This window comes from Thalassorhabdomicrobium marinisediminis, assembly GCF_003072065.1.
GTDB classification, from domain to species: Bacteria; Pseudomonadota; Alphaproteobacteria; order Rhodobacterales; family Rhodobacteraceae; genus Octadecabacter; species Octadecabacter marinisediminis.
On record NZ_QCYG01000001.1, the window covers coordinates 375,369 to 399,131 of the forward strand.

The window sequence follows — 23,763 nt, forward strand, 5'->3', positions numbered from 1 at the left end:
TGGAGACATCAAAAGATGCTTGAAATCAAAAACTTGCACGTCGAACTTGAAGAAGAGGACAAGCGCATTCTGAACGGGGTCGACCTGACCGTCGAAGACGGCAAGGTGCATGCGATCATGGGGCCGAATGGCTCTGGCAAGTCCACCCTGTCCTACGTGCTGTCCGGCAAGGACGGCTATGAGGTGACCGAGGGTCAGGCCATGCTGGACGGTGCCGATCTGCTCGCCATGGACGTCGAAGAGCGCGCGGCGGCTGGCCTGTTTCTGGCATTCCAGTATCCGGTCGAGATCCCCGGCGTGGGCAACATGACCTTCTTGCGCACCGCGGTGAACGCGCAGCGCAAGGCGCGCGGCGAAGAGGAAATGTCCGCCGGCGAATTCCTCAAGGTGATCCGCGCCAAGGCCAAGGACCTCAAGATTGACGCGGACATGCTCAAGCGGCCGGTGAACGTCGGCTTCTCGGGCGGTGAGAAAAAGCGCAACGAGATTTTGCAGATGGCCATGCTCGAGCCAAAAATGTGCATCCTTGACGAGACCGATTCCGGTCTGGACGTGGACGCCATGAAGCTGGTGGCCGACGGTGTGAACGCGCTGCGCGAAGAAGGCCGCGGTTTCCTGGTTATCACGCATTATCAACGTCTTCTGAACCACATCAAACCCGACGTCGTGCACATCATGGCCGAGGGTCGCATCGTCAAGACTGGTGGACCAGAGCTTGCCCTTGAAGTCGAGAACAACGGCTACGCGGGTATTCTGGCGGAGGTGGCCTAATGGCTATGCCCAAGCAGATTGTCCAAGTAAAACAGGACACGACCGAAGCGCGTCTGGCGGGGATGACCCGACCCGACGGCGCTGGCTGGTCGAACGAGGCCCGCGACGCGGCCATCGCACGGGTGCGGGACATGGGGCTGCCCCATGGGCGCGATGAATATTGGCGCTTCACCAAGCCCGCCGATCTTGTCGCGTCCGATGCGCCCAAGGCCGCGGTCTTCGAGACCGACGAAGCCCCGCTTTGGGACGACCGCGACCGGCTCAAGGTCGTGTTTGTCGATGGCGTTTTCGATGCCGAAGCTTCGGATGACCTGTCGCTCGAAGGTCTCAGCATTGAGCGGCTGTCGCAGGTGACAGGTGCGGATATCCACTGGGCCAAGGAACTGTACGGCACGCTTGAGGCGCGCGGTCAGGATCCGGTCGACCGGCCCCTGGCGGCGCTGAACACCGCCTATGCCACGGACGGTGTCGTGATCCATGTCACGGGGCGCGTGAGCAAGCCAGTGAACCTGATTTATCACCATAAATCAGAGGCTTCCGATGCGTTCCTCCACCATCTTGTGAAGTTGGAGGAAGGGGCCGAGATGACCCTTCTTGAGACCGGACCGGGCGCCGCGCGCCTGAACACCGTGCTCGAGGTCGAGGTGCCCGACACGGCGCGTTTCCACCACGTGCGGGTGCAGGGCCGCGATCACGAACGCCGCGCCGCAACGGCGATTTTCACCCGACTGGGCAAGGAGTCGACGTTCAAATCCTTCACGTTGACCATGAACGGGCGTCTGACCCGCAACGAATGCGTGATCGAGCTGACCGGTGACGATGCGGTGGCCCATGTGGCGGGCGCCTGCGTCGGGGACGGAACCGCGTTCCACCACGACGACACGGTGTTCATCACTCACGACGCGGTGAATTGCGAAAGCCGGCAGGTGTTCAAGAAGGTGCTGCGCAACGGGGCGACCGGTGTGTTCCAAGGCAAGATTCTGGTCAAGGCCGATGCCCAGAAGACCGATGGCTACCAGATCAGCCAGTCGCTTCTGCTTGATGAGGACAGCCAGTTCCTCGCCAAGCCCGAGCTTGAGATCTACGCCGATGACGTGATCTGCTCGCACGGGTCCACCACAGGCGCGATCGACGAAGAGGCGCTGTATTACCTGCGGTCGCGCGGGGTGCCCACGGATGAGGCCACGGACCTTCTGGTGCTGGCCTTCCTTGGCGAAGCGCTCGACGAGATCGAGGATGAGGCTTTGGCCGAAGGCATCCACGAACGCCTTGTCGGCTGGCTGTCGCGGCACAAGAGCTGATGCCGGTCAGCCGCGACATCGTGCACATGTATCGTCGTCCGCGCCAGGTGGTGCGGACGCTTTACGCTATGGGCCCGCGTGAGGATCGCGCAATCATGTGGCTTATGAGCGGCTGCTTTCTGGTCTTCCTGTCGTATCTTCCCGCCCTGCAGCGCGATGCGGTGCAACTGGGCGGGGACTTCCAACAGGACGTGATCTATGCGTTTTTCGGGCTTTTGATGGTCCTGCCGCTGCTGTTCTATATCCTTGCCGGGATCCTGTTTGCGGTGACCAAGGTGCTGCGCCCTGCGGTCACCGGCTACGGGGCGCGTCTGGCGGTGTTCTGGGGCTGGCTTGCCGCCGCACCAGTGGCGTTGTTCTATGGGTTGCTGGCCGGGTTCAACGGCAGCGAACAACCGGGCACGATGCTTGTGGGCGCGATCTGGTTGATCGTGCTTTTGTGGTTCTGGATCAGTGGATTGGCCGAGGTTTCTAAAGTAAGATGATGCAGTTTTCCGCCCAGGGCATGACCGAGCTGACCAAGCTTGTGGTGCGCGATCCCTCCACGGCTTTCGCCATCGTGAAAGCGGCGCGACTGCCGGTGCCTGCGTCGGTCATGATGATCGCGCTTGCGGGGGTGATCGGCGGCTTCACCGTGGGGGTGCTCGACGTGCTCACCGGCACGCCGGATGTGGTTCTGGAGTTCGACGACGGCCGCACCGCCACCGTCGAGCGCGCAGGCCCGATCCTGCAGGCGATCTACGCCACAGCCACCGCGCTGGCTTTGGCGCTGGCGCTGCTTTGGGTGGGGCGCCGCCTGGGTGGCGGTGGCTCCGCACCAGAGGTTCTGGCCGCGGTGGCGGTGCTGCAACTGGTGATGACCGTGATCCTTGTGGCGCAGGCGATCTCGGCGGTTCTTTTGCCGATGCTCTCCTTGATCCTGATGATTTTCGGCCTCTATGTATTCTTGCGCGGCCTGGCCCACGCGGTGAACGTCGTGCATGAGTTGCACAATCTGGCACGCTCCGCCGGGGTGATCTGTCTGTCGTTCCTTGGCGTCATCATCGGCGTCATGATTGCAATGGCCGTCTTCGGCCTTGGCCCACAGGCCACCATGCTGGGAGAGTTATGATGCCCTTTGATGTCGCCGCCGTCCGCGCCGATTTCCCGATCCTCTCGCGCGAGGTGAACGGCAAGCCGCTCGTCTATCTCGACAGCGGCGCTTCGGCGCAGAAGCCGCAGGTGGTGATCGACGCCGTGACCCGCGCCTACGGCGAGGAATACGCCAACGTTCACCGCGGCCTGCATCACCTGAGCAACCTCGCGACCGAGAAATACGAAGGCGTGCGCGCCACCATCGCGCGGTTTTTGGGCGCGTCGGACGAGAATACGATCGTCCTGAACTCGGGCACCACCGAGGGGATCAACATGGTCGCCTACGGTTGGGCCATGGAGAACCTGCGCGCGGGGGACGAGATCGTGCTTAGCGTCATGGAGCACCACGCCAACATCGTGCCCTGGCATTTCCTGCGCGAACGGATGGGCGTCAAGCTGGTCTGGGTCGATGTGGACGCCCGCGGCGATCTCGACCCCCAGCGGGTGCTGGATGCGGTGACCGAACGCACGAAGCTGATCGCCGTGACGCAACTGTCCAACGTGTTGGGCACGGTGGTGGACGTGAAGACGATCTGCCACGCCGCGCGCGAAAAGGGCATCGCCACGCTGGTCGATGGCAGCCAGGGTGCGGTGCATATGCCCGTGGACGTGGAAGATATCGGGTGCGACTTCTACCCGATCACTGGCCACAAGCTCTACGGGCCCAGCGGCTCGGGCGCGATCTACGTCCGGGCCGAGCGGATGGCCGAGATGCGCCCCTTCATGGGGGGCGGGGACATGATCCGCGAGGTACACAAGGACCGCGTGATCTACAACGCGCCGCCGATGATGTTCGAGGCCGGCACGCCCGGCATCGTGCAGACCATCGGTTTCGGCGTGGCGCTCGAGTATCTTATGGGCTTGGGGATGGAGAACATCGCCGCCCATGAGCGCGCAGTGCGCGACTATGCGCGGGACCGGCTTGACGGGCTGAACTGGCTGAACGTGCAAGGCACAAGCGCGACGAAAGCGGCGATTTTCTCCTTCACGCTGGAGGGAGCCGCCCATGCCCACGACATCTCGACGGTGCTCGACAAAAAAGGTGTGGCCGTGCGCGCCGGCCAGCACTGCACGGGGCCGCTGATGACGCATCTGGGCCTGACCGCCACCTGCCGCGCCTCGTTCGCGATGTACAACACCACCGAAGAGGTGGACGCCCTGATCGAGGCGCTGGAATTGTGTCACAAACTTTTCGCCTGACCCATTGCAGCGCCCCGCGCGCGCGGTTATAGCGACAGGACTGGACCGTTAGCTCAGCTGGATAGAGCGCTGCCCTCCGAAGGCAGAGGCCAGAGGTTCGAATCCTCTACGGTCCGCCACCTGAACAAAGCTCCCCAATACTGAAGCAATCCGTTGCGGGTTGGCGCTCGACGACCGAGATCAGGCAGAAAGCCCTCCCTCTGAGAATTGTGGCCTCGTCGCAACGTCCCCGCCTGAAACTGCCCAGTGCGCCCGAAAACAGTTCTGGAGGTCCCGCGGGTGATGCAAACGTGCAGCACGAACAGCTTTCGCTCACTGCATTCCGGTTCACTGCCAGGATCCGCTCACAAACTGGAGTTTCCCGTGTGACCCATTCGACATGGCGGCCCCTGTCAAGGACGGCCCGCTCGCTCGTTGGTATTTTGATCGTCTTGCCCATCGCGCTGTTCGCGATTGCCTATAAGGTCGACGATCTGATCCGGGAGAATTACGATCAGGATCTGCGCCTGTCGCATACCTTCGAGCTGGTCGAGGCGCGCGCCGAGGTCGAGAAGACGATGGTCGATCATTTCCTGTCGCTGGGGCGACTGGCGGCACTGGTTGAGGCGAACCCGCAGCTTGACCAGAGCCAGTTCGAAGAGCTCGCCCGCGCCGTGGCCCGGCCAGAGGATCTGGTGATCAACTATGCCGCCGCGCCGGATCTGGTGGTCGAATTCGTGCATCCGCTTGACCGGAACCAGGCTGCCATCGGGTTGGATTACGCGGCCAATGACCAGCAGCGCGACGGCGTGACAAGCGCGCTGGACAACCGCGCGGCGGTCGTGGTCGGCCCCATCGATCTGGTGCAGGGCGGTCGCGGGTTGATCCTGCGCCAACCGGTGTTCGCGGGGGCGGGCGGCAGCGGCGGATCGCGTCGCCTCTGGGGCGTGGTCTCTTTGGTGCTGGACTACGATGCGTTCTGGGACGCGAGCGGCGTCATGGAGCTTGCGGCAGACTACCAGCTTTTCGTGACGTCGGACTTCAACGGCGACGGCGTGGATGAAGCGGTTTTCGGGGATCCGCAGGTCGCCGGGGCGAACCCGATCGAGCTTGCCTTCCAGTTCCCCACCGGCAGTTGGACGCTGATGGCCGTGCCGCGCCCCGGCTGGCCCGCCGGTCCGCCCGACGCGACGCGCAACCGGCTGGTGATGGCGCTAATTTCGGCGATCCTGATCGCCAGCGTCCTGACCATCGGTGCGCTGGCGCTGTTGCACCTTACGTCACGTAAGCGCCTGTCGGCGGCAGTCGAAGCCATGAACGACGGCTTCGCCATGTTCGACAGCGAGCGTCGGCTGATCGCCTACAACAAGCGCTACGCGGAGATCTACGACAACGCGGCCGAGAAGATCCGGCAAGGCACCACCTTCGACGAGATCATCACATTGGCCGCGGAGCACGGCATGCACGTGGCCGCCCTTGGCCGGGAGGACGAGTGGGTGCAGGAGCGGATCGCGAGTTTCGACGGCCCCGATACGACATTCGAGCAAGAGCTGTGCAGCGGCCGCCATCTGCTGGCCTCGGACCGAAGTCTGGAGGATGGCGGCAAGGTCTGTCTGCGTACGGACATCACCGAGCTGAAGCACGCGCAAGAAAAGGCCGAAGCTGCGAGCAAGGCGAAATCAGAGTTCATCAACACGCTGTCCCATGAGTTGCGGACGCCGCTGACGGTGATTCTCGGGGTTTCGGGGCTCCTGAAGCAGGCGGACCGGCTGGGCCCCGTGCGCGCGCTCATGGCCGAGTTGGAGCGTGACCCGGTTGATGCCGCCGCCACGCGCGCCGCGACCGAGGCGGTGTTTGCCCAGTTCCGCGACATGCTGGACAAGCAGGAACGCTCGGCGCGGCAGATGCTCGATCTGGTGAACGACGTCCTCGACATGGCGAAGGTCGAATCCGGGTCTTACGATTTCAACCTGGCCCGTCACAGCACGCAGGACATCATCGATCACGTGCACGAACAGATGATCCAGCGCGCGCACGCTAAGGGGCTTGAATTGATCATGCCGCCGGCCAGCGGCCATGTGTATTGCGACAAGCTGCGCACCACCCAGATCTTGTTGAACCTTGTGGGCAACGCGATCAAATTCACCGAGGCCGGGCGGGTCACCCTATCGGTGCAGCAGACCGACAGCGTCGTGAGTTTTGAGGTCTCGGACACCGGGCAGGGCATCTCGGCCGGGGATCAACAGCATATTTTCGAGGCGTTCAAACAGCTCGATTCCTCGGACATCCGCGCCCATGGCGGGGTCGGTCTGGGGCTTGCGATCTCGCGCCAGTTGGCGCAGCTGCAGAACGGCACGCTTGAGGTGTCCAGCGAACTGGGCGCGGGAAGCAGCTTCGTCCTGCGGCTGCCGGAACGCGCGCCGGAGGCGGACGGTCTGGCGGCGGATAAGGCCGATGGGGGCCCGGTCGGCCGTCACGCGGCCTGACACGCGATCGGAGGTGAATCCCTCCCCCCCTCGTTCTCTGGTTCCCAAATACCTTATCCGCCCGCGCGTTGGGCGCCGTCCGGGGCAGGGGCGCTCCAACCGGTGCCGCGCTCGTCAATTTGCTTCGAAAGCGGCCTTACCCGTCGTTGCGCTCGGCTTCGACGATCTGGCGCATCTGGGCCAAGGGCACGTAGCCGCGCACCATCTGGTCGTCAAAAACGAAGGTCGGCGTGCCGGTGATCTGCATTCGCTGCCCAAGGTCGCGGTTGGCGGCGATGATATCTTGAACCTCGTCGCGCTCCATCGCGGCAAGGATCGCGTCGGCGTCAAGGTCGAAGCCCTTCGCCAGATCCGTAAGGCTCGCCTCTGTGACATCGGCCCGCATGGTCATCAGCCCGTCCGAGACCTGTTTGTAGGCCTCATCTCCGGCCGTCAGTTTCGTGGCGATGGCGAAGCGCGACGCCAGAACCGACTGTTCGCCTAGAATGGGGAATTCCTTGGTGATGATGCGGATATTGCCGTCGGATTCGATCAGCTCGGCCACTTCCGGATGGGCGCGGCGGCAATAGCCGCATTTGTAATCCACAAACTCGACGATGGTGATATCGCCGTCGGGGTTGCCGCCGACATGGGAAAATCCGTCATTCGTGAGCGCTTCGGCGTTGGCCTGTGCGAGGTGTTCGTCGCGCATGACTTCGGCTTCCTGCTGCCGCGTCTCAAGCACGCCGATCGCTTCCATCAGCACTTCGGGATGCTCCAGAAGATAGGCGCGCACCTCGGACCGGAACGCCTCGCGCTCCGCGTCGCTCATGGGGTCGGCGGCCTGCGCCTGTGCCAATGTGGTGCTGAGGGCGAGGGCGGTGAGGGTGGGCAAAATGCGCATCTTGAACTCCGAGCGGCTGGTCATTGGCCTGCTGAAAGCACGTCTTGCGCCCGCTGCCAAGGGGCAGACCCCCGGGGCAAGCGATCCGCCGCCCGTCTGGCATGCACAATCGCGTCATCCAGACGCCCCAGTAGCGCGTAGCGCTCGGCCGCCGCGAGAGAGGCGAGCGCCGGTTGACCGGCCTTCGCATAGGCCTGCCCGAGGTCGCGCAGAATCGCGGCAGAGTGTCCGTCCAGCGCGCGGGCGCGTTCCAGCATCTGCACCGCGCGGGCGCGGGATTCGGCGGTATCAAGCGCGAGAAGCGCGCGCCCGTAGCCGCCAAGGATCAACGGCTCGGACCCGTTCAACGCCACTGCATTCTGATAAGATTGGACAGCCGGCCCGATCTGGCGGCTTTCCAGCAGGATCTGCCCGAACAGCTCGTGCCAATAGGCGTCGCGCGGGGCGGCGGCCAGCAGGGTCTGCATGGTCTGGATCGCCGCAGTGGCGTCCGCCTGACGATGCTGGGCAACAGCACGGCGCATCAGCGCGACGGGCGAGGTGTCGCCGCGGGTTTGCCGCAGGGTCCAGCCGGGGTTCTGGATGAACGCGCTGAGTTTTCCCTGGGCACGGGCGAACAGGGCATCGGCGGCCGCGCTGTCGGCGGCGCGCCCGGGGTTGGCCGCGACAAGACCGCGCAGGGTGCGCAGACGTGTCGCGGTCAGCGGATGGGTGCGCGCATAGGGGTCCTGCCGCGCCGACGAAAGCGCCTCTTGCCCGCGAAAAAGCTCAAGCACCTCTACTGTTGCCGCCGGATCGACACCGGCGCGCAGCAAATAGCGGATGCTCGATTGATCGGCGGCGGATTCCTCGGCCCTTGTGTGCGCGAAGAGCTGGCGCTGCGCCGCACTCAGGGTGCCCGCCGCAACACCGCCTGCCGCCGACCCCTCATCCGCGGCAAGAGCGACCGCCAAGGCCAGCGCCAGCCCGAACCCGGCGGCCGTGTTGGCGTTGCGGGTGTTGGCCAACCTGCGCGAGATATGGCCGTTGGCGATATGCGCGGCCTCATGGGCGATGATCGCCTGCAGTTGCGCGGCGGTGCCGACCCGTTGCAACAGGCCCGAATGGATAAAGATCGCGCGGCTGTTGAGCACGAAGGCATTCAGACCGCGATCCTCAACCACAAGGATTCGCACGTCCGACGGGTTCAACCCTGCCGCCCGCAACACCGGCGCGGCCAGTTGGGACAGGCTGTGTTCGATATCGGCATCGCGGATCAGCGACACCGCGCGCGCGGTTGGGGCAGTGGCAAGCGTGATCCAGAGCGAGCCGATCAGGGTGAGAAAAAGAAGGCGCATTGACGGGCTCCGGTCCAGCGGGGCAAAGAGGGGTCAAGGCAACGTAGGGCAGAGCAGATGCGGAACTCAAGACGCGGGGACGTCGATCCTTTTATCGTGATGGATGTGATGGAAGCGGCCCGTGCCGCCGAAGCCTCCGGGCGGCATATCATCCATATGGAAGTGGGCCAGCCGGGCACCGGCGCGCCGCAGGCGGCGCTGGACCGGTTGGCGAAGGACATGGCGGCGGGGCCGTTGGGCTATACCGTGGGGCTGGGCCTGCCTGAGCTGCGGGCCCGGATCGCGCAGCACTACCGCGACTGGTATGGTGTCGAGCTGCCCGCCGAGCGCGTGGTCATCACCGCGGGCGCCTCGGGGGCGTTTCTGCTGGCGTTTTCGGCCCTGTTTGACACCGGTGAACGGGTGGGCCTCGGCGCGCCGTGCTATCCCTCTTATCGGCAGATCCTCAAGGCGCTGGATCTGGTGCCGGTGGATATGCCGACGACGCTTGCGGCCCGTATGCAACCCGTGGCGGAAGATGTGGCGCGGCACGGGCTGGACGGATTGATCGTCGCCTCACCGGCGAACCCCACCGGCACGATGCTGGGACATGACGAGCTGCGCGCGCTTGCCCAGGCCTGCACGGATGCGGGGGCTGCCTTCATCAGTGACGAGATCTATCACGGGCTGGGCTACAGCGACCGCACGGCGACGGCGCTTGAGGTCACAGACGAGGTCTATGTCATCAATTCCTTCTCCAAATATTTCTCGATGACCGGCTGGCGCGTGGGCTGGATGGTCGTGCCCGAGGATCACGTGCGCCGGATCGAACGTCTGGCGCAGAACATGTTCATCTGCCCGCCCCATGCCTCGCAACGGCTGGCGCTGCATGCGATGGATTGCGGCGCGGATCTGGACCGCAACGTGGATGTCTATCGCGCCAACCGCGCGCTGATGATCGAGGCGCTGCCCGGCATGGGGCTGGGCAAGTTCGCGCCGCCCGACGGGGCCTTTTATGTCTATGTGGACGTCTCCGAGCACACCGATGACAGCGTGGCCTTCTGCGCAGAGGTTCTGGCGCAAGCGGGTGTCGCGATTACGCCGGGGCTGGATTTCGACCCGGTCGAGGGGCGCAAATGGGTGCGCCTGTCCTATGCCCGCTCAACCGAGGATATCCGCGAAGGACTCGCCCGGTTGGCGGCCTTTATGGCAAACCGCGAGGCCGGCGCATGAGTTTATTCGGTCAGATGAAGGGAACGCTCGGCGCGCTCTGTCTGATCGGGGCGCTCGGCCTTGGGCCGGTGCAGGCGCAGGATTTCAGCGGGCTTGCGCGGCTTGATGTTGCGCAATCGGGGGCGGTGGACCAGTTTCGCAGCACCGAGCTTACGCTCTATCTCTCGCAGCCCGTGCCTTACCGCGTGTTTACGCTCGACGCCCCGCGCCGTCTGGTGCTTGATTTCCGCGAGGTGGATTTTCGGCAGGCCAAACCTGACGCCTTCACCGCAAGCGACTGGATCGGCGGCGCCCGCTTCGGCGTATTGCGGCCCGGGTGGAGCCGTATGGTGCTGGACCTGAGCGCACCGGTCGCGGTCGATCTGGCCGGGATGCGCGTGGACGCCAGCACGGGCACGGCGACGATCACGGTGGCCCTGCGCCGCGCGAGCGAGGCCGAGTTTGCCGCCGCCGCCGGCGCACCGGACGATCCCGACTGGGCGCTTTTGTCGCCGCCCGAACCCGTTTCACCGGCACCGCGCCCCGATGGGCCGCTGGTGGTGATGATCGACCCGGGCCACGGGGGCATCGATCCGGGCGCGGGCTATGACGACGTCCATGAGGCGGACGTGATGCTGGCACTCGCGCGGGAACTGGCGAGCGCTTTGGGCCGGGTGGAGGGCGTGCGCCCGGTGTTGACCCGCAACGACGACCGCTTCGTGCCCTTGCAAGAGCGTCTGACCCTTGCGCGACAGGCGGGCGCGGGGCTGTTCATCTCGTTGCACGCCGACGCGTTGGAAGGGCAGCAGGCCACTGGCGCCTCGGTCTATACGCTGACCGATGCGGCGGAAGAGGATGCGTCGTTGCGGATGGTCGAGCGGCACGAGAGCGGCGATCTTCTTGCCGGGGTCGATCTGTCGGGGCAGGGGGACGAGGTGGCGACGGTCCTGCAGGACCTGGTCCGGGTCGAGACCGCCGCCGCCGGTGAGCGTTTCGCCACCGGGCTGGTTCAGGCGATGCGCGACACTGGCGCGCAGCTCAACAGCCGCCCCCGGCGCGAGGCGGAGCTGGCGGTGCTGAACGCGGCGGATTTCCCGTCGGTCCTGCTTGAAGTGGGGTTCCTGTCCAACGCGCAAGACCGCGCGCGCCTGACCAGCCCGACCGGCCGCGCGCCCATCGTGGCGGCGGTGACGCTGGCCGTGGCGCGGTGGGCCATCGAGGAGGAGGCGCTGGCGCCCTTGCTGCGCCAGTAGCGAGAGCGCCTAGGCGTGCCCGGGCGCGCCGATATAGCGCGCTAGCCAAATCGTATGCCCATGGCAGGAGGGATCCTCGGGGCGGTGGTCGATCAGCTTGAAATCGTGTTGCACCAGCAGGTCGCGATACTCTGCCGGATCAAGGCTGGAGTGATAGACTTCCGCGCCCGCAGCCTCGCCCCAGACTTCGCCGGCGGACGTGCCAGTGGTGAACATCAGGGCAGCATTCGGGGCCGCGTGCCTGCGGAACACCTCGAACATGGATCGCTGGTCGTCTGGGGAGAGGTGGAAGAAGCTGTTCCACGCCAGAATGGCATCGAAGGTCTGGGCCAGATCAAGCCCCCTCATATCTGCGTGAACGGCAGTTTCCCGGGGCAGGGTGCGCGCGAAGAGCTCAACCATGCCCGCAGCGCCATCAACGCCCGTTACCGCAAGGCCCCGTTCGGCCAGATAGGTGGCGATGGGCGCGCCCGTGCCGCACCCCAGATCAAGCAGGCGGCGCGGCGACATGTTGCGCGGCGTGACGCCCAACATCCTGTCCAGCATGGGTTTTTCAAACAGGGAGCGGTCCCGTTGGGCATAGAAATCCAGCGCAACACGGTCGTAGGTCGGCAGAATGTCGGAAGGAGAGCTTTGCAGTGTCATGGCCGAGATCTGCCCCTTTGTGACGCGGCCTTCAAGCGCTCTTTACGCCCGCTTCCCCCCGCAAGCGGGAGTTGGCCGAAGGGGGGCGTCATTCTTTTGACCGCGCCTGTGGTTCTGCCTATAAGCGGGGCAACTTACCAAGGGCGCATCCTTTCATGGTTCTACGTTTCATCCTCTCATTTCTGGGTGGCATCTTCTCGATGATCACGCTGGGCATCGGCATGGGCGCACTGACGCTGGGGGCCGTGTTCTACATGTATGGCCAGAGCTTGCCGACCTATGAGGCGCTGGCGAACTACACGCCCAAGACGATCAGCCGTGTCTATTCCGGTGAGGGGCAGGTGATCGACGAATTCGCCGAGGAACGTCGCCTGTTCACGCCTGCGGCAGAGATTCCCGACATCGTCAAACAGGCGTTTATCTCGGCCGAGGACAAGAACTTCTACACCCATGACGGGTATGATCTGCGCGGCATCGGCGCCGCCATGTATGAGGCTGTCGCCACACGCGGGGAAACTCTGCGCGGGGCCTCGACCATCACGCAGCAGGTGGCAAAGAACTTCCTGCTGGATGGCTCGCGCCGGGTGGAGCGCAAGATTCAGGAACTGATCCTTGCTCCGCGAATGGAGGAGATTCTCGGCAAGGAGGGCATTCTCGAGCTCTACCTCAACGAAATCGACCTTGGCGTGCGTTCATTCGGAGTGACGGCTGCGGCGCGGTCCTATTTCAACAAATCGCTAAGCGAATTGTCCCCGGCCGAAGCCGCCTTCCTCGCCGTGCATCCCAAGGCGCCCTATCGTTACCACCCTGTGCGCAACCGCGAAGCGGCACTGGCGCGGCGCGATTTCATTCTCGAAGAGATGTATGAGAACGGCTACCTCACCGAAGAGGAGTTGCAGACCGCGCTCGCCGATCCGTTGCGCACCGTGCAGAACGGCGATTTCCCGAGCTACAACAGCGAACGCCCCGACCGCGACTATTTCACCGCCGCCATCGTCAACGAGGTTGAGGAGCTGTTCCCCAACTACGAGATGAACAGCGCCGGCCTGTCGATCCGCGCCACCGTGGACGAGGAGTTGCAGGCCGCCGCCCGCGATGCCCTGCAGCGCCAGCTTGAAAGCTTTGACCGTGGCCTCGGCGTCTGGCGCGGCACGGGGCTGAGCCTGCCCGAGGATCTGTTGCAGGACGAAGAAACCTGGCGCGCCAACCTGCGCAACGCGCCGGTGATTCGCACCATTGATCTTGAGAACCCGTGGTATCCCGCGGTCGTGCTCGAGGTGGGCGAGACTCAGTTGCGCCTTGGCATCGAGGACTGGGAAGAGGGCGACGAAGAGCCCGTGGTTCCGCGCCGGGACATCGAATGGATGCGCGGCAGTTTTGCCGACAATTTCTCGCGCGGGGACATCGTCCACGTGCGCAAGATGACCTCGGACGAGGATGGCTCTTTCATCCGCTGGACCCTGCGGCAGGTGCCCGAAGTGCAGGGTGCTTTCATGGCGATGGACGTGAACACCGGGCGGGTTCTGGCGATGCAGGGGGGCTTTGGCTACGAGATCCGGATCTCCGAGCTCAACCGCGCCTATGCAGAGCGCCAGCCCGGTTCTGCCTTCAAGCCATTCGTGTTCGCGGCGGCGCTGGATTCCGGTTACACCCCCGCGACGGTCGTGGTGGATGCGCCCATCGAAGTGGCCGCAGGCGGTGAGATCTGGCGACCGCAGAACTATTCCAACCGCTATTACGGCCCCACCCCCCTGCGCACCGGCATCGAGCAATCGCGCAACGTGATGACCGTGCGTCTTGCCCAAGAGGTGGGGATGCCCACGGTGGCCAATTACGCCGAGCGCTTCGGCGTCTATGACGACATGACCGCCTATCTGTCCGCTTCGCTCGGGTCCGAGGAAACCACGCTTTACCGGCTGGTCGCGGCCTATGCCATGTTCGCCAATGGGGGTGAGCGGGTCGAGCCGACGCTGGTGGACCGGGTGCAGGACCGCAATGGCGACACGATCTATCGCCACGACCAGCGGGTCTGCCGCGAATGCGCGGACGTGAACCTTGAGCCCGGGCGCGCGCCGCGGATCGCGTCGGACCGCGAACGGGTGATGAATGCTGTGACCGCCTATCAGCTCACCTCGATGATGGAGGGTGTGGTGCAACGGGGCACGGCGCGCGGTGCGGTGAACCTGCCGGTGCCCATCGCAGGCAAGACCGGGACCACCAACGACGAAAAGGATGCGTGGTTCGTGGGCTTTTCCAGCAATATCGTCGCCGGCTGCTACATCGGCTATGACACGCCCCGCCCCATGGGCCGTGGCGGCTCGGGCGGTGGGCTTTGCGCGCCGGTGTTCAACAGCTTCATGAAGACGGCGATCCAGAAATACGGCGGCGGCGCCTTCGAGGCCCCCGAGGAATGCATGTTCATCAACATTGACCGCTACACCGGCGCCCGCCTGCCGGACGGCGCCTCGGGCGGCAACGTGGTGCGCGAATGTTTCCGTGCGGGCGAAGAGCCGATCTTCGGGATCACCTTCGATGGCGGTTTTGCCATGGCATCGGACTTGCCGTTGTTTGACGAAGTGCGCACCAATAACCCGGTGAGCGTCACCACCTCGACCGGGGAAGAGGCGACGATCAACTCGAACGCCTCATTCGGGTCACTGTCTTCGGGGGGCCTCTATTGACGGTTGGGCGATTGCCCCGCTTCCGGCAATGCTTTAGACCGCGAACAATCCCAAAAACAGAAGACTGACATGCGCGCTGAAATCCAAACCGTCGTGACCGAAATCGAAAAGAGCCTTGCGCTGCTGGCCCAGCGGATGGACCGCGACACAGCACCCCACCGGCTTGAGGAATTCAACGCCTGGGTCGAGGATCCGAACCTGTGGAACGATCCCGAAGCCGCCCAGAAGCTGATGCGCGACCGCCAGTCGCTGGTCGATGCCATGGAGAGCTATGACAGCATCAAGCAGGAACTGTCCGACCAGCAGGAACTGATCGAACTGGGCGAGATGGAAGAGGACGACGAAATCATCGCCGAGGCCGAGGCCGCCCTGAAAGCGCTGAAGGCCACCGCTGCGGAAAAGGAGCTGGAAGCGCTTCTGAACGGTGAGGCCGACGGCAACGACACCTTTCTTGAGATCAACTCGGGCGCGGGGGGCACCGAGGCCTGCGACTGGGCCGCCATGCTCGCCCGGATGTATATCCGCTGGGCCGAACGCAAGGGCTACAAGGTGGAATTGCAGTCCGAAAGTGCCGGCGAAGAGGTGGGCATCAAATCCGCCTCCTACAAGATCAGCGGACACAATGCTTATGGCTGGCTGAAATCCGAAAGTGGAGTGCATCGGCTGGTGCGGATCTCGCCCTTTGACAGCGCGGCCAAGCGGCACACGTCGTTCACCTCGGTGAAGGTCTATCCGGTGGTGGATGACAACATCGAGATTGAGGTGAACCCCGCCGATATCCGTATTGATACCTACCGGTCCTCCGGGGCGGGCGGGCAGCACGTGAACACCACCGACTCGGCCGTGCGGATCACCCACGCGCCGACGGGGATCGTGGTGACAAGCTCGGAAAAGTCCCAGCACCAGAACCGCGACATTGCCATGAAGGCCCTGAAATCGCGGCTCTACCAGATGGAATTGGACAAACGCTCGGCGCTGGTGAACGAGGTCCACGAAAACGCGGGCGATGCCGGTTGGGGCAACCAGATCCGGTCCTATGTGCTGCAGCCCTACCAGATGGTGAAGGACCTGCGCACAGGATACGAGACATCGGATACCAAGGGCGTTCTGGATGGGGACCTTGACGCCTTCATGGCAGCGACGCTGGCAATGGACGTGAGCGGCAAGAGCCGGGCGGATGCCTCTGACGATTAGGGCTTACGGGCGGGGTTTGGGGGCGCTGCCCCCGGCGCTGCGCGCCTCCCCCGAGGTATTTTGAACCAGAGAAGCAGGCGGCGCTTGACCTGACGGGGTGCGCGGCAATGATGGGGGCAGGAGGGTTACATGACCGATCTTGCGCACCCCGCAGCCTCACCCGTGCCGGAGATCGGCCGGCTGACCCTGCATGAAATCTGGACCTGCCTGAAGGCGGGTTTGCATGATTTCCGCACAGCGCCGCAGTTCGGGCTGCTGTTCTCGAGCCTTTATGTTCTGGGCGGCTTCCTCATGACATGGCTCGGGGCCGGGCATGTGACCTGGGTGCTGGCCACATCGCTCGGGTTTCCTTTGGCGGCGCCTTTTGCCGCCGTGGGGCTCTATGAAGTCAGCCGAAGGCTTGAGGCGGATCAGCTGTTGGAGTGGCGCGCTGTTCTGGGTGTCGTCTGGGCGGAACGTACGCGGCAGGTGCCTTGGATCGGCGCGATCATCGTGATCTATTTCCTGTTCTGGACCTTTTTGGCCCATTTGATCTTCGCGCTCTTCATGGGGGTCAGCACGCTGACCCATGTCACCACCTCGTGGGAGGTGTTCTTGACACCTCAGGGCCTTGCGATGATGACGGTGGAGCTTATCGTGGGCGGCGTTCTGGCCTTCGGACTGTTCAGCCTCACGGTGGTGAGCCTGCCGCTGGTGCTCGAGCGTGAGATCGATTTCGTCTCGGCCATGCTGCTCAGCATCCGGACGGTGGCGCGGAACCGGGGCGTCATGCTGCTTTGGGCGTCGGTGATTGCAGGGCTGACCTTTGTGGCGCTGCTGCCGTGGTTTCTGGGCCTGATCGTGGTGTTGCCTGTTCTGGGGCATGCGACCTGGCATATCTACCGGCGGGCGCTGTACGATCCGCTCTAGGGGGCGCCGGACATGCAAAGGGGCCGACACGAAAGTGCGGCCCCGGATTGCGAATAGTAGAAAGTCTTAGCCCTGCGGTGCAGGTTTCGGCGCGGCCTGTGCCGGGGCGCCTTTGGGGCCTGCGTTCAGGGGATCGTCCTGACGCTGCACGGAGCCTTCGAAATGCGCGCCGCTTTCGATCGCGATGGTCTTGTGGATGATGTCGCCTTCAACACGCGCGGTCGAGGTCAGGCGCACTTTCAAGCCGCGCACCGTGCCGATGATCCGGCCATTGACGACCACGTCGTCCGCCATGCATTCGCCGTTCACCGTGGCACCTTCGCCCACGGTCAGCAGATGCGCGCGGATGTCTCCGTCGACCGTGCCTTCGATGGTGATGTCGCCCGAGGTCTTCAGGTTGCCGGTGATGTGCAGATCGGTTGAGATCGTGCTGGCCGGCGGCTTGGCCTTGGGCGCGGAGGATTTGAAATCGCTCTGGGACGGGGCCGGGCTTGCCGGTTTGGCCGCCGCATCGGGCGAGGAAGGGGCGGCAGCGTTGCCGGGTTCGTTGATTTTGCTCTTAGAAAACATCTTGTCCAGCTCTTATATAGATCATGGGGTTTACGGGCCGTCCGCCTACACGGATTTCGTAGTGGAGGTGCGGGCCGGTTGACCGTCCGGAGTTACCAATATCACCAATACGATCCCCGCGCGAGACTCTTTGTCCGACCTGCACGCGAATTTGGCTTTGGTGGGCGTAGCGCGTCTCAACCCCGAAGGCGTGCTGGATCTTGACGAGGCGCCCATAGCCCGAGGACCAGCCCGCAAAAGTGACGACGCCATCGGCGGGCGCATAGATGGGCGTGCCGATGGGGGCTGCGAAGTCGGTCCCGTTGTGCATCCGGCCCCAGCGCATCCCGTAGCCCGAGGTGAAGCGGAAGCCCGAGCGCACGGGCATATCGAAGGGAATGCGTTCCGCGGCGATGCGGTAAAGGTTCAGCCGGTCCATGGAGGACAGGATGTCATTGGCCCGGGCCGCGTCGGGATCGGGCTGGCCGCCCCGGGTGGAGAATTGCAGCGGGGTCAGCGGGCCACCCATGCCGGAATAGCCGCGGCGCACCTGGCTGAGCACGTCGTCGGGGTCCATACCGGCGGCGCGGAACATGTTGTCGAGCGGTTCGACCGAGACGGTGAACGCCTCTTCCAGCTGGCGGAAAATCTGGTCGTTGCGTTCCTGCAGCAGGCGCAGTTCCAGCTCCATCTCGGCGGCGTGGGTGAGGGCGAATTCCGCGTCGGAGGCGATCTTGTCACGTTCGGCGGCGGTGTCGGCCAAGGCGGTGGCCAGCAGGTCAACCGTGCCCGTGGCGTCGCCGGACTGGGCAAAGCCTGCAGGCACTTCGCCGTCGCCGTTCAGGGCATCTTCCAGCGCGGCGATCTGCTCTTCGGCGGCTTCCCGTTCCTGCATGGTGCGACGCAGGGTGACCTGCACAACCTCAAGCCCGGTCTCAAGCTCGCGCCGGCGGTCTTCCGAGCGCAGAAGCTCGGATTGCATGAGGGAAATCTGTTCAAGGGCGGAGGAGAAACGCTGTTGTGCGGCGACAGCCTCACTCGCCCGTTGGTCGCGTTCCTGCGACAGCGCATTGAGACGGTCTTCGTAGGTGGCCTGATCCCGCTGCGCCTGAGCGCGGAAGTTGCCCGCGCCGATGCTGTCCATCAAAAGGACGGCGGTGGCGATGATCGTCCAGCTGACGACGATGGCGCTGCCGGTCCAGGCGACAAGCTGGGTTTCGGGTTTGAGCCGGATGAATCGCGTCTCGGTCTCGGACCGCAGGAAGAGGCGTTTTTCCGGAAATCGTTTCTCCAGGGCGACGTGTAATTTGTGTATTAAGGGTGATTTCACGTGTTTGTCCTGAATGGTCTTGCCTTTGACGTGCCCCGGCCCACGTCCCGAACCTGTTAACGGGTGGGAGAATCTCTGGCAAGGTTTTTGGTCAATTTTGTGCTTTTACAGCGGCATATGATGCAGATTGGGCATGAAACCGCCGACAAGATGGTTAACGGGCGGGGGAGTCAGCCAGGGGCCAGTAGAAGTCCGGCGGCAGTCCGGCCTCGGCGCGTTTCTCCTCATTGAAGGGCGGTTTGAGGCTGCTGTGAAAGTAGCGCCGGACAAGGGCGTGGAACTGGGGCGTCGGGTCCAACCCGTCACGGCCGCACAGGAAATGGAACCACTTTGACCCATAGGCCACGTGGTGAACCTCTTCCGTGTAGATCACGTTCAGCGCGTCGATGGCCTGGGCGTCTTTGGCCTGCTGGAAAATCCGGATCATCCCCGGTGTCACGTCAAGGCCGCGCGCTTCAAGCACCATGGGCACCACCGCAAGACGGCCCATGAAGTCGGTGGCCGTATCCTCGGCCGCGCGCCACATGCCCGCGTGGGCGGGCAGCGCGCCATAGTGGCTGCCCTGCGCTTCAAGACAGTCGCACATGAGGTTGAAATGCTTGGATTCTTCGTCGGCGGCTTTCACCCAGTCGTCATAGAATCCGATGGGCATGGGCGTCGTGGCGAACCGCGCGATCAGGTCCCAATGCAGGTCCACGGCGTTCAACTCGATATGGGCCACCGCGTGCAGGATGGCGATGCGGCCTTCGGGCGTGCCCGGTTTGCGGCGCGGCACGTCGCGCGGGTCAAGCAGCGCGGGCGCGTCGGGGCGCGCGGGCTGATCGGGCGGCGTGGCGGTGCCGATCGGGGGCGTCGCGCCGGTTGCGCGGGCCGCCTGCCAGGCCGCGGCATATTTGCGCGACAGCGCGGTCTTGGCGCGGCCATCGGCGGTGCGCAAGACATCTTCGGCCACCTGGGCCAGCGGTTTTGGAATCTCGGTCATGGGCCTGTGGGTAGCTTCGGCCCGCCGGCGATACAAGATCAAGCGCTGTCCCTCGGCGGGCTTCGACCGATGCCCTAAAGCGCCCGCACTGCGTCCAGCACCTCATCGACGTGACCGGGCACCTTGACCTTGCGCCAGATGCGCCGGATCGTCCCGTCCTTGAGCAGAAAGGTGCTGCGTTCGATGCCCATGAAGGACTTGCCATACATCTTCTTTTCGACCCAGACGCCGTAGCGCTCGCAGGTGTCCCCCTCGGCATCCGACAGCAGCGCGATGGCTAGGTCATGTTTTGCCGCGAATTTTTCGTGCTTGGCGACGGTGTCTTTGCTGACCCCGAGGATGGTCGCGCCCGCCTGTGCGAAGGCGTCGCGCTGCGCGGTAAAGTCCAGCGCCTGCGTGGTGCAGCCCGAGGTATCGTCGCGCGGGTAGAAATAAAGCACCACCGGGCCGGAGATCTCCGCGAGCGTAACAATGTCGCCCCCGTCGCGGGGCAGCGAGACCTGCGGCGCGGGGTCGCCTTCGGTCAGGAGGGCGGGGCTATCGGCCATGGGGCTCCTTTCGGGATGCAATCCCTTTGCGTTCTGCGGGTCACTCGGGAATATAAGCGCAATGGAAATGCAGCGTCCACCAGCAACACCCCAAGGCGAGGGGGGCGGGGCCGAAGCCCGCACGGATCCGGCCCCGCGCGGGCGGCGCCGCCGTGCGCTCTGGCTGACGGTGCGGGGCCTCGGTCTGGTGCTGCTGGCGCCGGTGATCATGGCGCTGGTCGCGGCGCTGCTGGTGATCGGGCGGGACGTGAGCGCGCCAAGCTGGATCGTTCGCGAAGTTGAGCTGCGGGCCGCCGAAAGCCTCGCCGGGGGGACGCTGGGTTTCGGCGCGGTGAATGTCACCATCGGCAGCGATCTGCACCCGCGACTTGTTTTGAGGGATGTGGTGTTGCGCGACCGGGACAATGCGGTGCTGGCGCGGGTGCCCCGGATCAGCGCGCTGCTGTCGCCGCGCGGCATCCTGCAGGGCCGCGTGCTGGCGCAGCGGGTCACCCTGACCGGGGCGCAGATCTCGCTCAGGCGGGCCAAGGACGGCACCGTGGCGCTGGCCTTCGATCAAGGTGCGGCGGCCATCGGCGCGGCGGACGGGTTTCTGGGGCTGCTCGATCAGGTGGACGGCATGTTCACCCAGGGCGCGCTTGAGGCGTTGGAGCGGGTCGAGGCGAACGGGCTGATCCTCAATTACGTTGACGGTCGGGCGGGCCGGTCGTGGATCGTCGATGACGGGCAGGTGGCCTTGGACCTGCGCGGCGACGCGATGGATCTGCGGGCCGAGGTGGCGCTGCTGTCGGGGCGATCCTTCGTGACCACCGCGGCGCTCAGCTACAGCTCACCCCGGGGCAGCCGTTCGGGGCAGGTGGGGGTGACGATCACCAATGCCGCCGCGCGGGACATCGCCAGCCAATCGCCGCTGCTGGCGTGGCTGGGCGTGCTCGATGCGCCGATCTCGGGCGCGGTGCGCGGGCAGATGGATGCGGACGGGCGGCTGACAACGACCTCGGCCACCCTGCAGATCGGCGCGGGTGAGGTGCAGCCCTCGCCCCAGACGCGGCCGATCCCGTTCAACAGCGCCCGGACCTATCTGCGCTATGAGCCGCGGGAGGAGCGTCTGATTTTTGATCTGATCGAGGTCGACAGCGGCTGGGGCTCGTTCGCGGGCACGGCGCGGACCTATCTGCGTGAGTTCCGTGACGGCTGGCCCGAGGTTCTGCTGGGGCATATTGACCTTTCCGCAATGGAGTTGGCGCCCGAGGCGCTCTATGACGCGCCGGTGGAACTGTCCGACGGGCGGGTGGATTTCCGGTTGCGGCTGGACCCGTTCACTTTTGACATCGGGCAGGCTGTCGCGGTGGTGGACCGCACGCCGGTGCGGATTGGCGGACAGGTGCGCGCCGCACCCGAGGGGTGGGCCGTGGCGCTGGATCTGTCGGCGGATCAAATCCCCGCCGCGCAGGTATTGAACATCTGGCCCCGCGTCGTCACGCCGCGCAGCCGCGCCTGGGTGGCCGAGAACATCCGCAGTGGCATGGTCCACAACGCCGAGCTGGCCTTTCGCGCACAGCCGAACACCCGGCCCGGGATGGCCGTGACGCTTGAGGTGAGCGACGCCGAAGTGCGCTTCATGCGCACCATGCCCCCGATCGAAGCGGCGCGGGGAACATTGACCATTCTCGACCGGCGCATGGCGATGGAGCTGAGCGCGGGCCATGTGACTGCGCCCGAGGGCGGGCGGCTCGATCTGGCGGGCAGCACGATGGTGGTGCCGGTGACCAACCTGCCCAAGCCGCCCGCGCGGTTCGATCTGGCCATCGCGGGGCGGGTGACGGCGGCCATGTCGCTTCTTTCGCAGCCACCGTTCAACATGCTCAAAACCTCGGACTTGCCGGTGAGTTTCGCCCAAGGTCATGCCAGTGTCACCGTGGGGATCGACACGCCGCTGGGCAAGGATGTGCCCCCCGATGCGCGGGACTGGACGGCGGAGGCGGTTGTGCGGGACGTGCGCTCGGACGTGCTGGTGCCGGACCGGACGCTCACCTCCTCGGCGTTGCAGGTGCGCGCCGATCCGCAGAGTTTTACCGTCAGCGGCCCGATGCGGTTGGGGGGCTTGGGCGGCACGGCGACGTTTTCGCGCGCCCTTGGCCCGGGGTCCGAGGGGACGGCGCGGGTCGATGCGACGTTGACGGTCGGGCCGGAGGATCTTGAGGCGCTTAACATCACCCTGCCGCCGGGCATGCTCAGTGGGCAAGCCACGGCGCAGCTTTCGCTGGACCTGAGCGATGCGGCCGCGCCCGCCTTCCGTCTGACCTCGGATCTGCGCGGCGCCCGGGTTGCGCTGGACGCGGTTGGCTGGTCCAAGCCGCGCGGCGTGCCGGGGGCGCTTACGGTGGCAGGGCGGATGGGAGAGACTCCGCGGATTGACGAGCTATCCCTGACTGCACCGGGGCTCTCGACATCGGGCACCGTAGCACTTGCGCCGGGGGGAGGACTGGCGCGCGCCACCTTCGATCCCGTGCGGCTTGGCGGCTGGCTGAATGCGCCGGTGGTCCTGACCGGGCGCGGCAAGGGGCGCCCCGTGGGCGTGCAGATTTCCGGCGGCACGCTGGACCTGCGCGCGGCGAACTTTGGCGCCCAGCGGGCCGCTGCTGGCGGGCCGATCTCGCTTGCGCTGGACACCTTACAGGTCACTGATGCGATCCGGCTGGACGATCTTCGCGGGGATTTCACCACGGCCGGGGGCTTTCAGGGGCAGTTCACCGGCACGGTCAACGGGGCCGCCCCGGTGCGCGGCACGGTTGTTCCGATGGAGGGCGGAACGGCGGTGCGGATCGTCAGCGACGACGCGGGCCGTGTCTTGCGGGCGACAGGGCTTTTGCAGACCGCCGCCGACGGCACCTTCGAGATGATCCTTGTGCCTGCGGGCAGTCCGGGCAGCTATGACGGGCGGATCACCGGGCGCGACTGGCGGGTGCGCGATGCTCCGGCGCTGGCGTCTTTGCTGGATGCGATCTCGGTCGTGGGGCTGCTGACGCAACTGGACGGGCAGGGGCTTTTGTTCAACGACATCGAGGTGGCGTTCCGGCTGACCCCCGATCAGGTGATCGTGACGCAGGCGAGCGCCACGGGGCCGGGTCTGGGCATCTCGCTGGACGGGATTTACGCCACGGCGGCGCGGGTGATGGATTTTCAGGGGGTGATCTCTCCGTTCTATCTGTTCAACGGCATCGGATCGATCCTGACCCGCCCCGGTGAGGGGTTGATCGGGTTCAATTTCAACTTGCGCGGCCCCGTTGACAACCCGAGCGTTTCGGTCAATCCGCTGTCCGCGCTGACGCCGGGCATGTTCCGAGACATCTTCCGCCGTTCGCCGCCGCAAGTTGCACAATAGGGCGC

The 23,763-nt window shown here is 65.0% G+C and carries 19 protein-coding genes and 1 tRNA gene; 13 read left to right on the plus strand and 7 right to left on the minus strand.

Features of this window, described 5'->3' with window-relative positions:
* Nucleotides 1-15: 15 nt before the first annotated feature.
* The 7 genes from sufC (at nucleotide 16) to DC363_RS01900 (ending at nucleotide 6,871) form a co-directional block, all read left to right on the plus strand.
* Nucleotides 16-771 carry a Fe-S cluster assembly ATPase SufC gene (gene sufC / locus DC363_RS01870; RefSeq protein ID WP_108639418.1) on the plus strand — a complete coding sequence of 252 codons (756 nt, stop codon included), beginning with the start codon at nucleotides 16-18 and terminating at the stop codon, nucleotides 769-771.
* Entirely contained in the window at nucleotides 771-2,072 is a 1,302-nt protein-coding gene (gene sufD / locus DC363_RS01875; RefSeq protein ID WP_108639419.1) for a Fe-S cluster assembly protein SufD, read from the plus strand. Before sufC ends, sufD begins: the two co-directional genes overlap by 1 nt.
* On the plus strand, nucleotides 2,072-2,557 hold the full coding sequence (locus DC363_RS01880) for a hypothetical protein (RefSeq protein WP_108639420.1): 486 nt from the start codon (nucleotides 2,072-2,074) through the stop codon (nucleotides 2,555-2,557). The genes sufD and DC363_RS01880 overlap by 1 nt, the downstream gene beginning before the upstream one ends.
* Nucleotides 2,557-3,183: a YIP1 family protein gene (locus DC363_RS01885; protein ID WP_241962892.1), complete on the plus strand. Its 627-nt coding sequence runs from the start codon at nucleotides 2,557-2,559 to the stop codon at nucleotides 3,181-3,183. The genes DC363_RS01880 and DC363_RS01885 overlap by 1 nt, the downstream gene beginning before the upstream one ends.
* Nucleotides 3,183-4,406, plus strand: a complete 1,224-nt coding sequence (locus tag DC363_RS01890; RefSeq protein WP_108639537.1) for a cysteine desulfurase — start codon at nucleotides 3,183-3,185, stop codon at nucleotides 4,404-4,406. Before DC363_RS01885 ends, DC363_RS01890 begins: the two co-directional genes overlap by 1 nt.
* 42 nt (nucleotides 4,407-4,448) lie before the next feature.
* Nucleotides 4,449-4,525, plus strand: a tRNA-Arg gene (locus DC363_RS01895).
* A 246-nt stretch (nucleotides 4,526-4,771) separates the two neighbouring features.
* Nucleotides 4,772-6,871, plus strand: coding sequence for a sensor histidine kinase (locus tag DC363_RS01900; RefSeq protein WP_146180729.1), 2,100 nt, complete (start codon nucleotides 4,772-4,774; stop codon nucleotides 6,869-6,871).
* Nucleotides 6,872-7,007: 136 nt separating this feature from the next.
* On the opposite strand, the gene DC363_RS01905 is transcribed toward DC363_RS01900, so the two are convergent.
* The gene (locus DC363_RS01905) at nucleotides 7,008-7,754 is read right to left on the minus strand and encodes a DsbA family protein (RefSeq protein WP_108639538.1); all 747 of its coding nucleotides are present in this window, start codon (nucleotides 7,752-7,754) and stop codon (nucleotides 7,008-7,010) included.
* Between the two features lie 20 nt (nucleotides 7,755-7,774).
* A complete protein-coding gene (locus DC363_RS01910; RefSeq protein ID WP_108639422.1) occupies nucleotides 7,775-9,091 on the minus strand; it encodes a M48 family metalloprotease in 1,317 nt (438 codons plus the stop codon).
* A gap of 57 nt (nucleotides 9,092-9,148) precedes the next feature.
* On the opposite strand from DC363_RS01910, the gene DC363_RS01915 reads away from it, so the two are divergent.
* Both DC363_RS01915 and DC363_RS01920 read left to right on the plus strand, forming a co-directional pair.
* Nucleotides 9,149-10,303: a pyridoxal phosphate-dependent aminotransferase gene (locus DC363_RS01915; RefSeq protein ID WP_108639423.1), complete on the plus strand. Its 1,155-nt coding sequence runs from the start codon at nucleotides 9,149-9,151 to the stop codon at nucleotides 10,301-10,303.
* Complete coding sequence (locus DC363_RS01920) at nucleotides 10,300-11,535, plus strand: N-acetylmuramoyl-L-alanine amidase (RefSeq protein ID WP_241962893.1); 1,236 nt, start codon at nucleotides 10,300-10,302, stop codon at nucleotides 11,533-11,535. The genes DC363_RS01915 and DC363_RS01920 overlap by 4 nt, the downstream gene beginning before the upstream one ends.
* Before the next feature lie 9 nt (nucleotides 11,536-11,544).
* Here the strand turns inward: DC363_RS01920 and DC363_RS01925 are convergent, their stop codons facing one another.
* Nucleotides 11,545-12,180: a class I SAM-dependent methyltransferase gene (locus tag DC363_RS01925; protein ID WP_108639425.1), complete on the minus strand. Its 636-nt coding sequence runs from the start codon at nucleotides 12,178-12,180 to the stop codon at nucleotides 11,545-11,547.
* 155 nt (nucleotides 12,181-12,335) lie between these two features.
* Between DC363_RS01925 and DC363_RS01930 the strand changes: the two genes are divergently transcribed.
* The 3 genes from DC363_RS01930 (at nucleotide 12,336) to DC363_RS01940 (ending at nucleotide 16,964) form a co-directional block, all read left to right on the plus strand.
* On the plus strand, nucleotides 12,336-14,861 hold the full coding sequence (locus tag DC363_RS01930) for a penicillin-binding protein 1A (protein WP_108639426.1): 2,526 nt from the start codon (nucleotides 12,336-12,338) through the stop codon (nucleotides 14,859-14,861).
* Between the two features lie 69 nt (nucleotides 14,862-14,930).
* Nucleotides 14,931-16,055, plus strand: coding sequence for a peptide chain release factor 2 (prfB, locus tag DC363_RS01935; protein ID WP_108639427.1), 1,125 nt, complete (start codon nucleotides 14,931-14,933; stop codon nucleotides 16,053-16,055).
* Between the two features lie 129 nt (nucleotides 16,056-16,184).
* The gene (locus DC363_RS01940) at nucleotides 16,185-16,964 is read left to right on the plus strand and encodes a DUF2189 domain-containing protein (RefSeq protein ID WP_108639428.1); all 780 of its coding nucleotides are present in this window, start codon (nucleotides 16,185-16,187) and stop codon (nucleotides 16,962-16,964) included.
* Nucleotides 16,965-17,030: 66 nt separating this feature from the next.
* Here the strand turns inward: DC363_RS01940 and DC363_RS01945 are convergent, their stop codons facing one another.
* The 4 genes from DC363_RS01945 to DC363_RS01960 form a co-directional block, all read right to left on the minus strand.
* The gene (locus tag DC363_RS01945; RefSeq protein ID WP_108639429.1) at nucleotides 17,031-17,534 is read right to left on the minus strand and encodes a bactofilin family protein; all 504 of its coding nucleotides are present in this window, start codon (nucleotides 17,532-17,534) and stop codon (nucleotides 17,031-17,033) included.
* Nucleotides 17,524-18,843: a M23 family metallopeptidase gene (locus tag DC363_RS01950; RefSeq protein WP_196778356.1), complete on the minus strand. Its 1,320-nt coding sequence runs from the start codon at nucleotides 18,841-18,843 to the stop codon at nucleotides 17,524-17,526. The genes DC363_RS01945 and DC363_RS01950 overlap by 11 nt, the downstream gene beginning before the upstream one ends.
* 154 nt (nucleotides 18,844-18,997) lie before the next feature.
* A complete protein-coding gene (locus DC363_RS01955; RefSeq protein WP_108639430.1) occupies nucleotides 18,998-19,825 on the minus strand; it encodes a ferritin-like domain-containing protein in 828 nt (275 codons plus the stop codon).
* 74 nt (nucleotides 19,826-19,899) lie between these two features.
* Nucleotides 19,900-20,373: a peroxiredoxin gene (locus tag DC363_RS01960; RefSeq protein ID WP_108639431.1), complete on the minus strand. Its 474-nt coding sequence runs from the start codon at nucleotides 20,371-20,373 to the stop codon at nucleotides 19,900-19,902.
* A 67-nt stretch (nucleotides 20,374-20,440) separates the two neighbouring features.
* Here DC363_RS01960 and DC363_RS01965 point away from each other — a divergent pair, with 67 nt between their 5' ends.
* Nucleotides 20,441-23,758 carry a YhdP family protein gene (locus DC363_RS01965; RefSeq protein WP_108639432.1) on the plus strand — a complete coding sequence of 1,106 codons (3,318 nt, stop codon included), beginning with the start codon at nucleotides 20,441-20,443 and terminating at the stop codon, nucleotides 23,756-23,758.
* The last annotated feature ends 5 nt before the right edge of the window (nucleotides 23,759-23,763 follow it).

Excerpts from the sequence above, each read along its gene's own strand:
- DC363_RS01885 (WP_241962892.1), top strand. The coding sequence starts at position 2,557 with ATGCAGTTTTCCGCCCAGGGCATGACCGAGCTGACCAAGCTTGTGGTG.
- DC363_RS01960 (WP_108639431.1), bottom strand. The coding sequence starts at position 20,373 with ATGGCCGATAGCCCCGCCCTCCTGACCGAAGGCGACCCCGCGCCGCAG.
- sufD (WP_108639419.1), top strand. The coding sequence starts at position 771 with ATGGCTATGCCCAAGCAGATTGTCCAAGTAAAACAGGACACGACCGAA.
- DC363_RS01940 (WP_108639428.1), top strand. The coding sequence starts at position 16,185 with ATGACCGATCTTGCGCACCCCGCAGCCTCACCCGTGCCGGAGATCGGC.
- DC363_RS01925 (WP_108639425.1), bottom strand. The coding sequence starts at position 12,180 with ATGACACTGCAAAGCTCTCCTTCCGACATTCTGCCGACCTACGACCGT.
- DC363_RS01965 (WP_108639432.1), top strand. The coding sequence starts at position 20,441 with ATGCAGCGTCCACCAGCAACACCCCAAGGCGAGGGGGGCGGGGCCGAA.
- DC363_RS01890 (WP_108639537.1), top strand. The coding sequence starts at position 3,183 with ATGCCCTTTGATGTCGCCGCCGTCCGCGCCGATTTCCCGATCCTCTCG.
- DC363_RS01880 (WP_108639420.1), top strand. The coding sequence starts at position 2,072 with ATGCCGGTCAGCCGCGACATCGTGCACATGTATCGTCGTCCGCGCCAG.
- DC363_RS01915 (WP_108639423.1), top strand. The coding sequence starts at position 9,149 with ATGCGGAACTCAAGACGCGGGGACGTCGATCCTTTTATCGTGATGGAT.
- DC363_RS01920 (WP_241962893.1), top strand. The coding sequence starts at position 10,300 with ATGAGTTTATTCGGTCAGATGAAGGGAACGCTCGGCGCGCTCTGTCTG.
- DC363_RS01945 (WP_108639429.1), bottom strand. The coding sequence starts at position 17,534 with ATGTTTTCTAAGAGCAAAATCAACGAACCCGGCAACGCTGCCGCCCCT.
- sufC (WP_108639418.1), top strand. The coding sequence starts at position 16 with ATGCTTGAAATCAAAAACTTGCACGTCGAACTTGAAGAAGAGGACAAG.
- DC363_RS01955 (WP_108639430.1), bottom strand. The coding sequence starts at position 19,825 with ATGACCGAGATTCCAAAACCGCTGGCCCAGGTGGCCGAAGATGTCTTG.
- DC363_RS01930 (WP_108639426.1), top strand. The coding sequence starts at position 12,336 with ATGGTTCTACGTTTCATCCTCTCATTTCTGGGTGGCATCTTCTCGATG.
- DC363_RS01910 (WP_108639422.1), bottom strand. The coding sequence starts at position 9,091 with ATGCGCCTTCTTTTTCTCACCCTGATCGGCTCGCTCTGGATCACGCTT.
- prfB (WP_108639427.1), top strand. The coding sequence starts at position 14,931 with ATGCGCGCTGAAATCCAAACCGTCGTGACCGAAATCGAAAAGAGCCTT.
- DC363_RS01905 (WP_108639538.1), bottom strand. The coding sequence starts at position 7,754 with ATGCGCATTTTGCCCACCCTCACCGCCCTCGCCCTCAGCACCACATTG.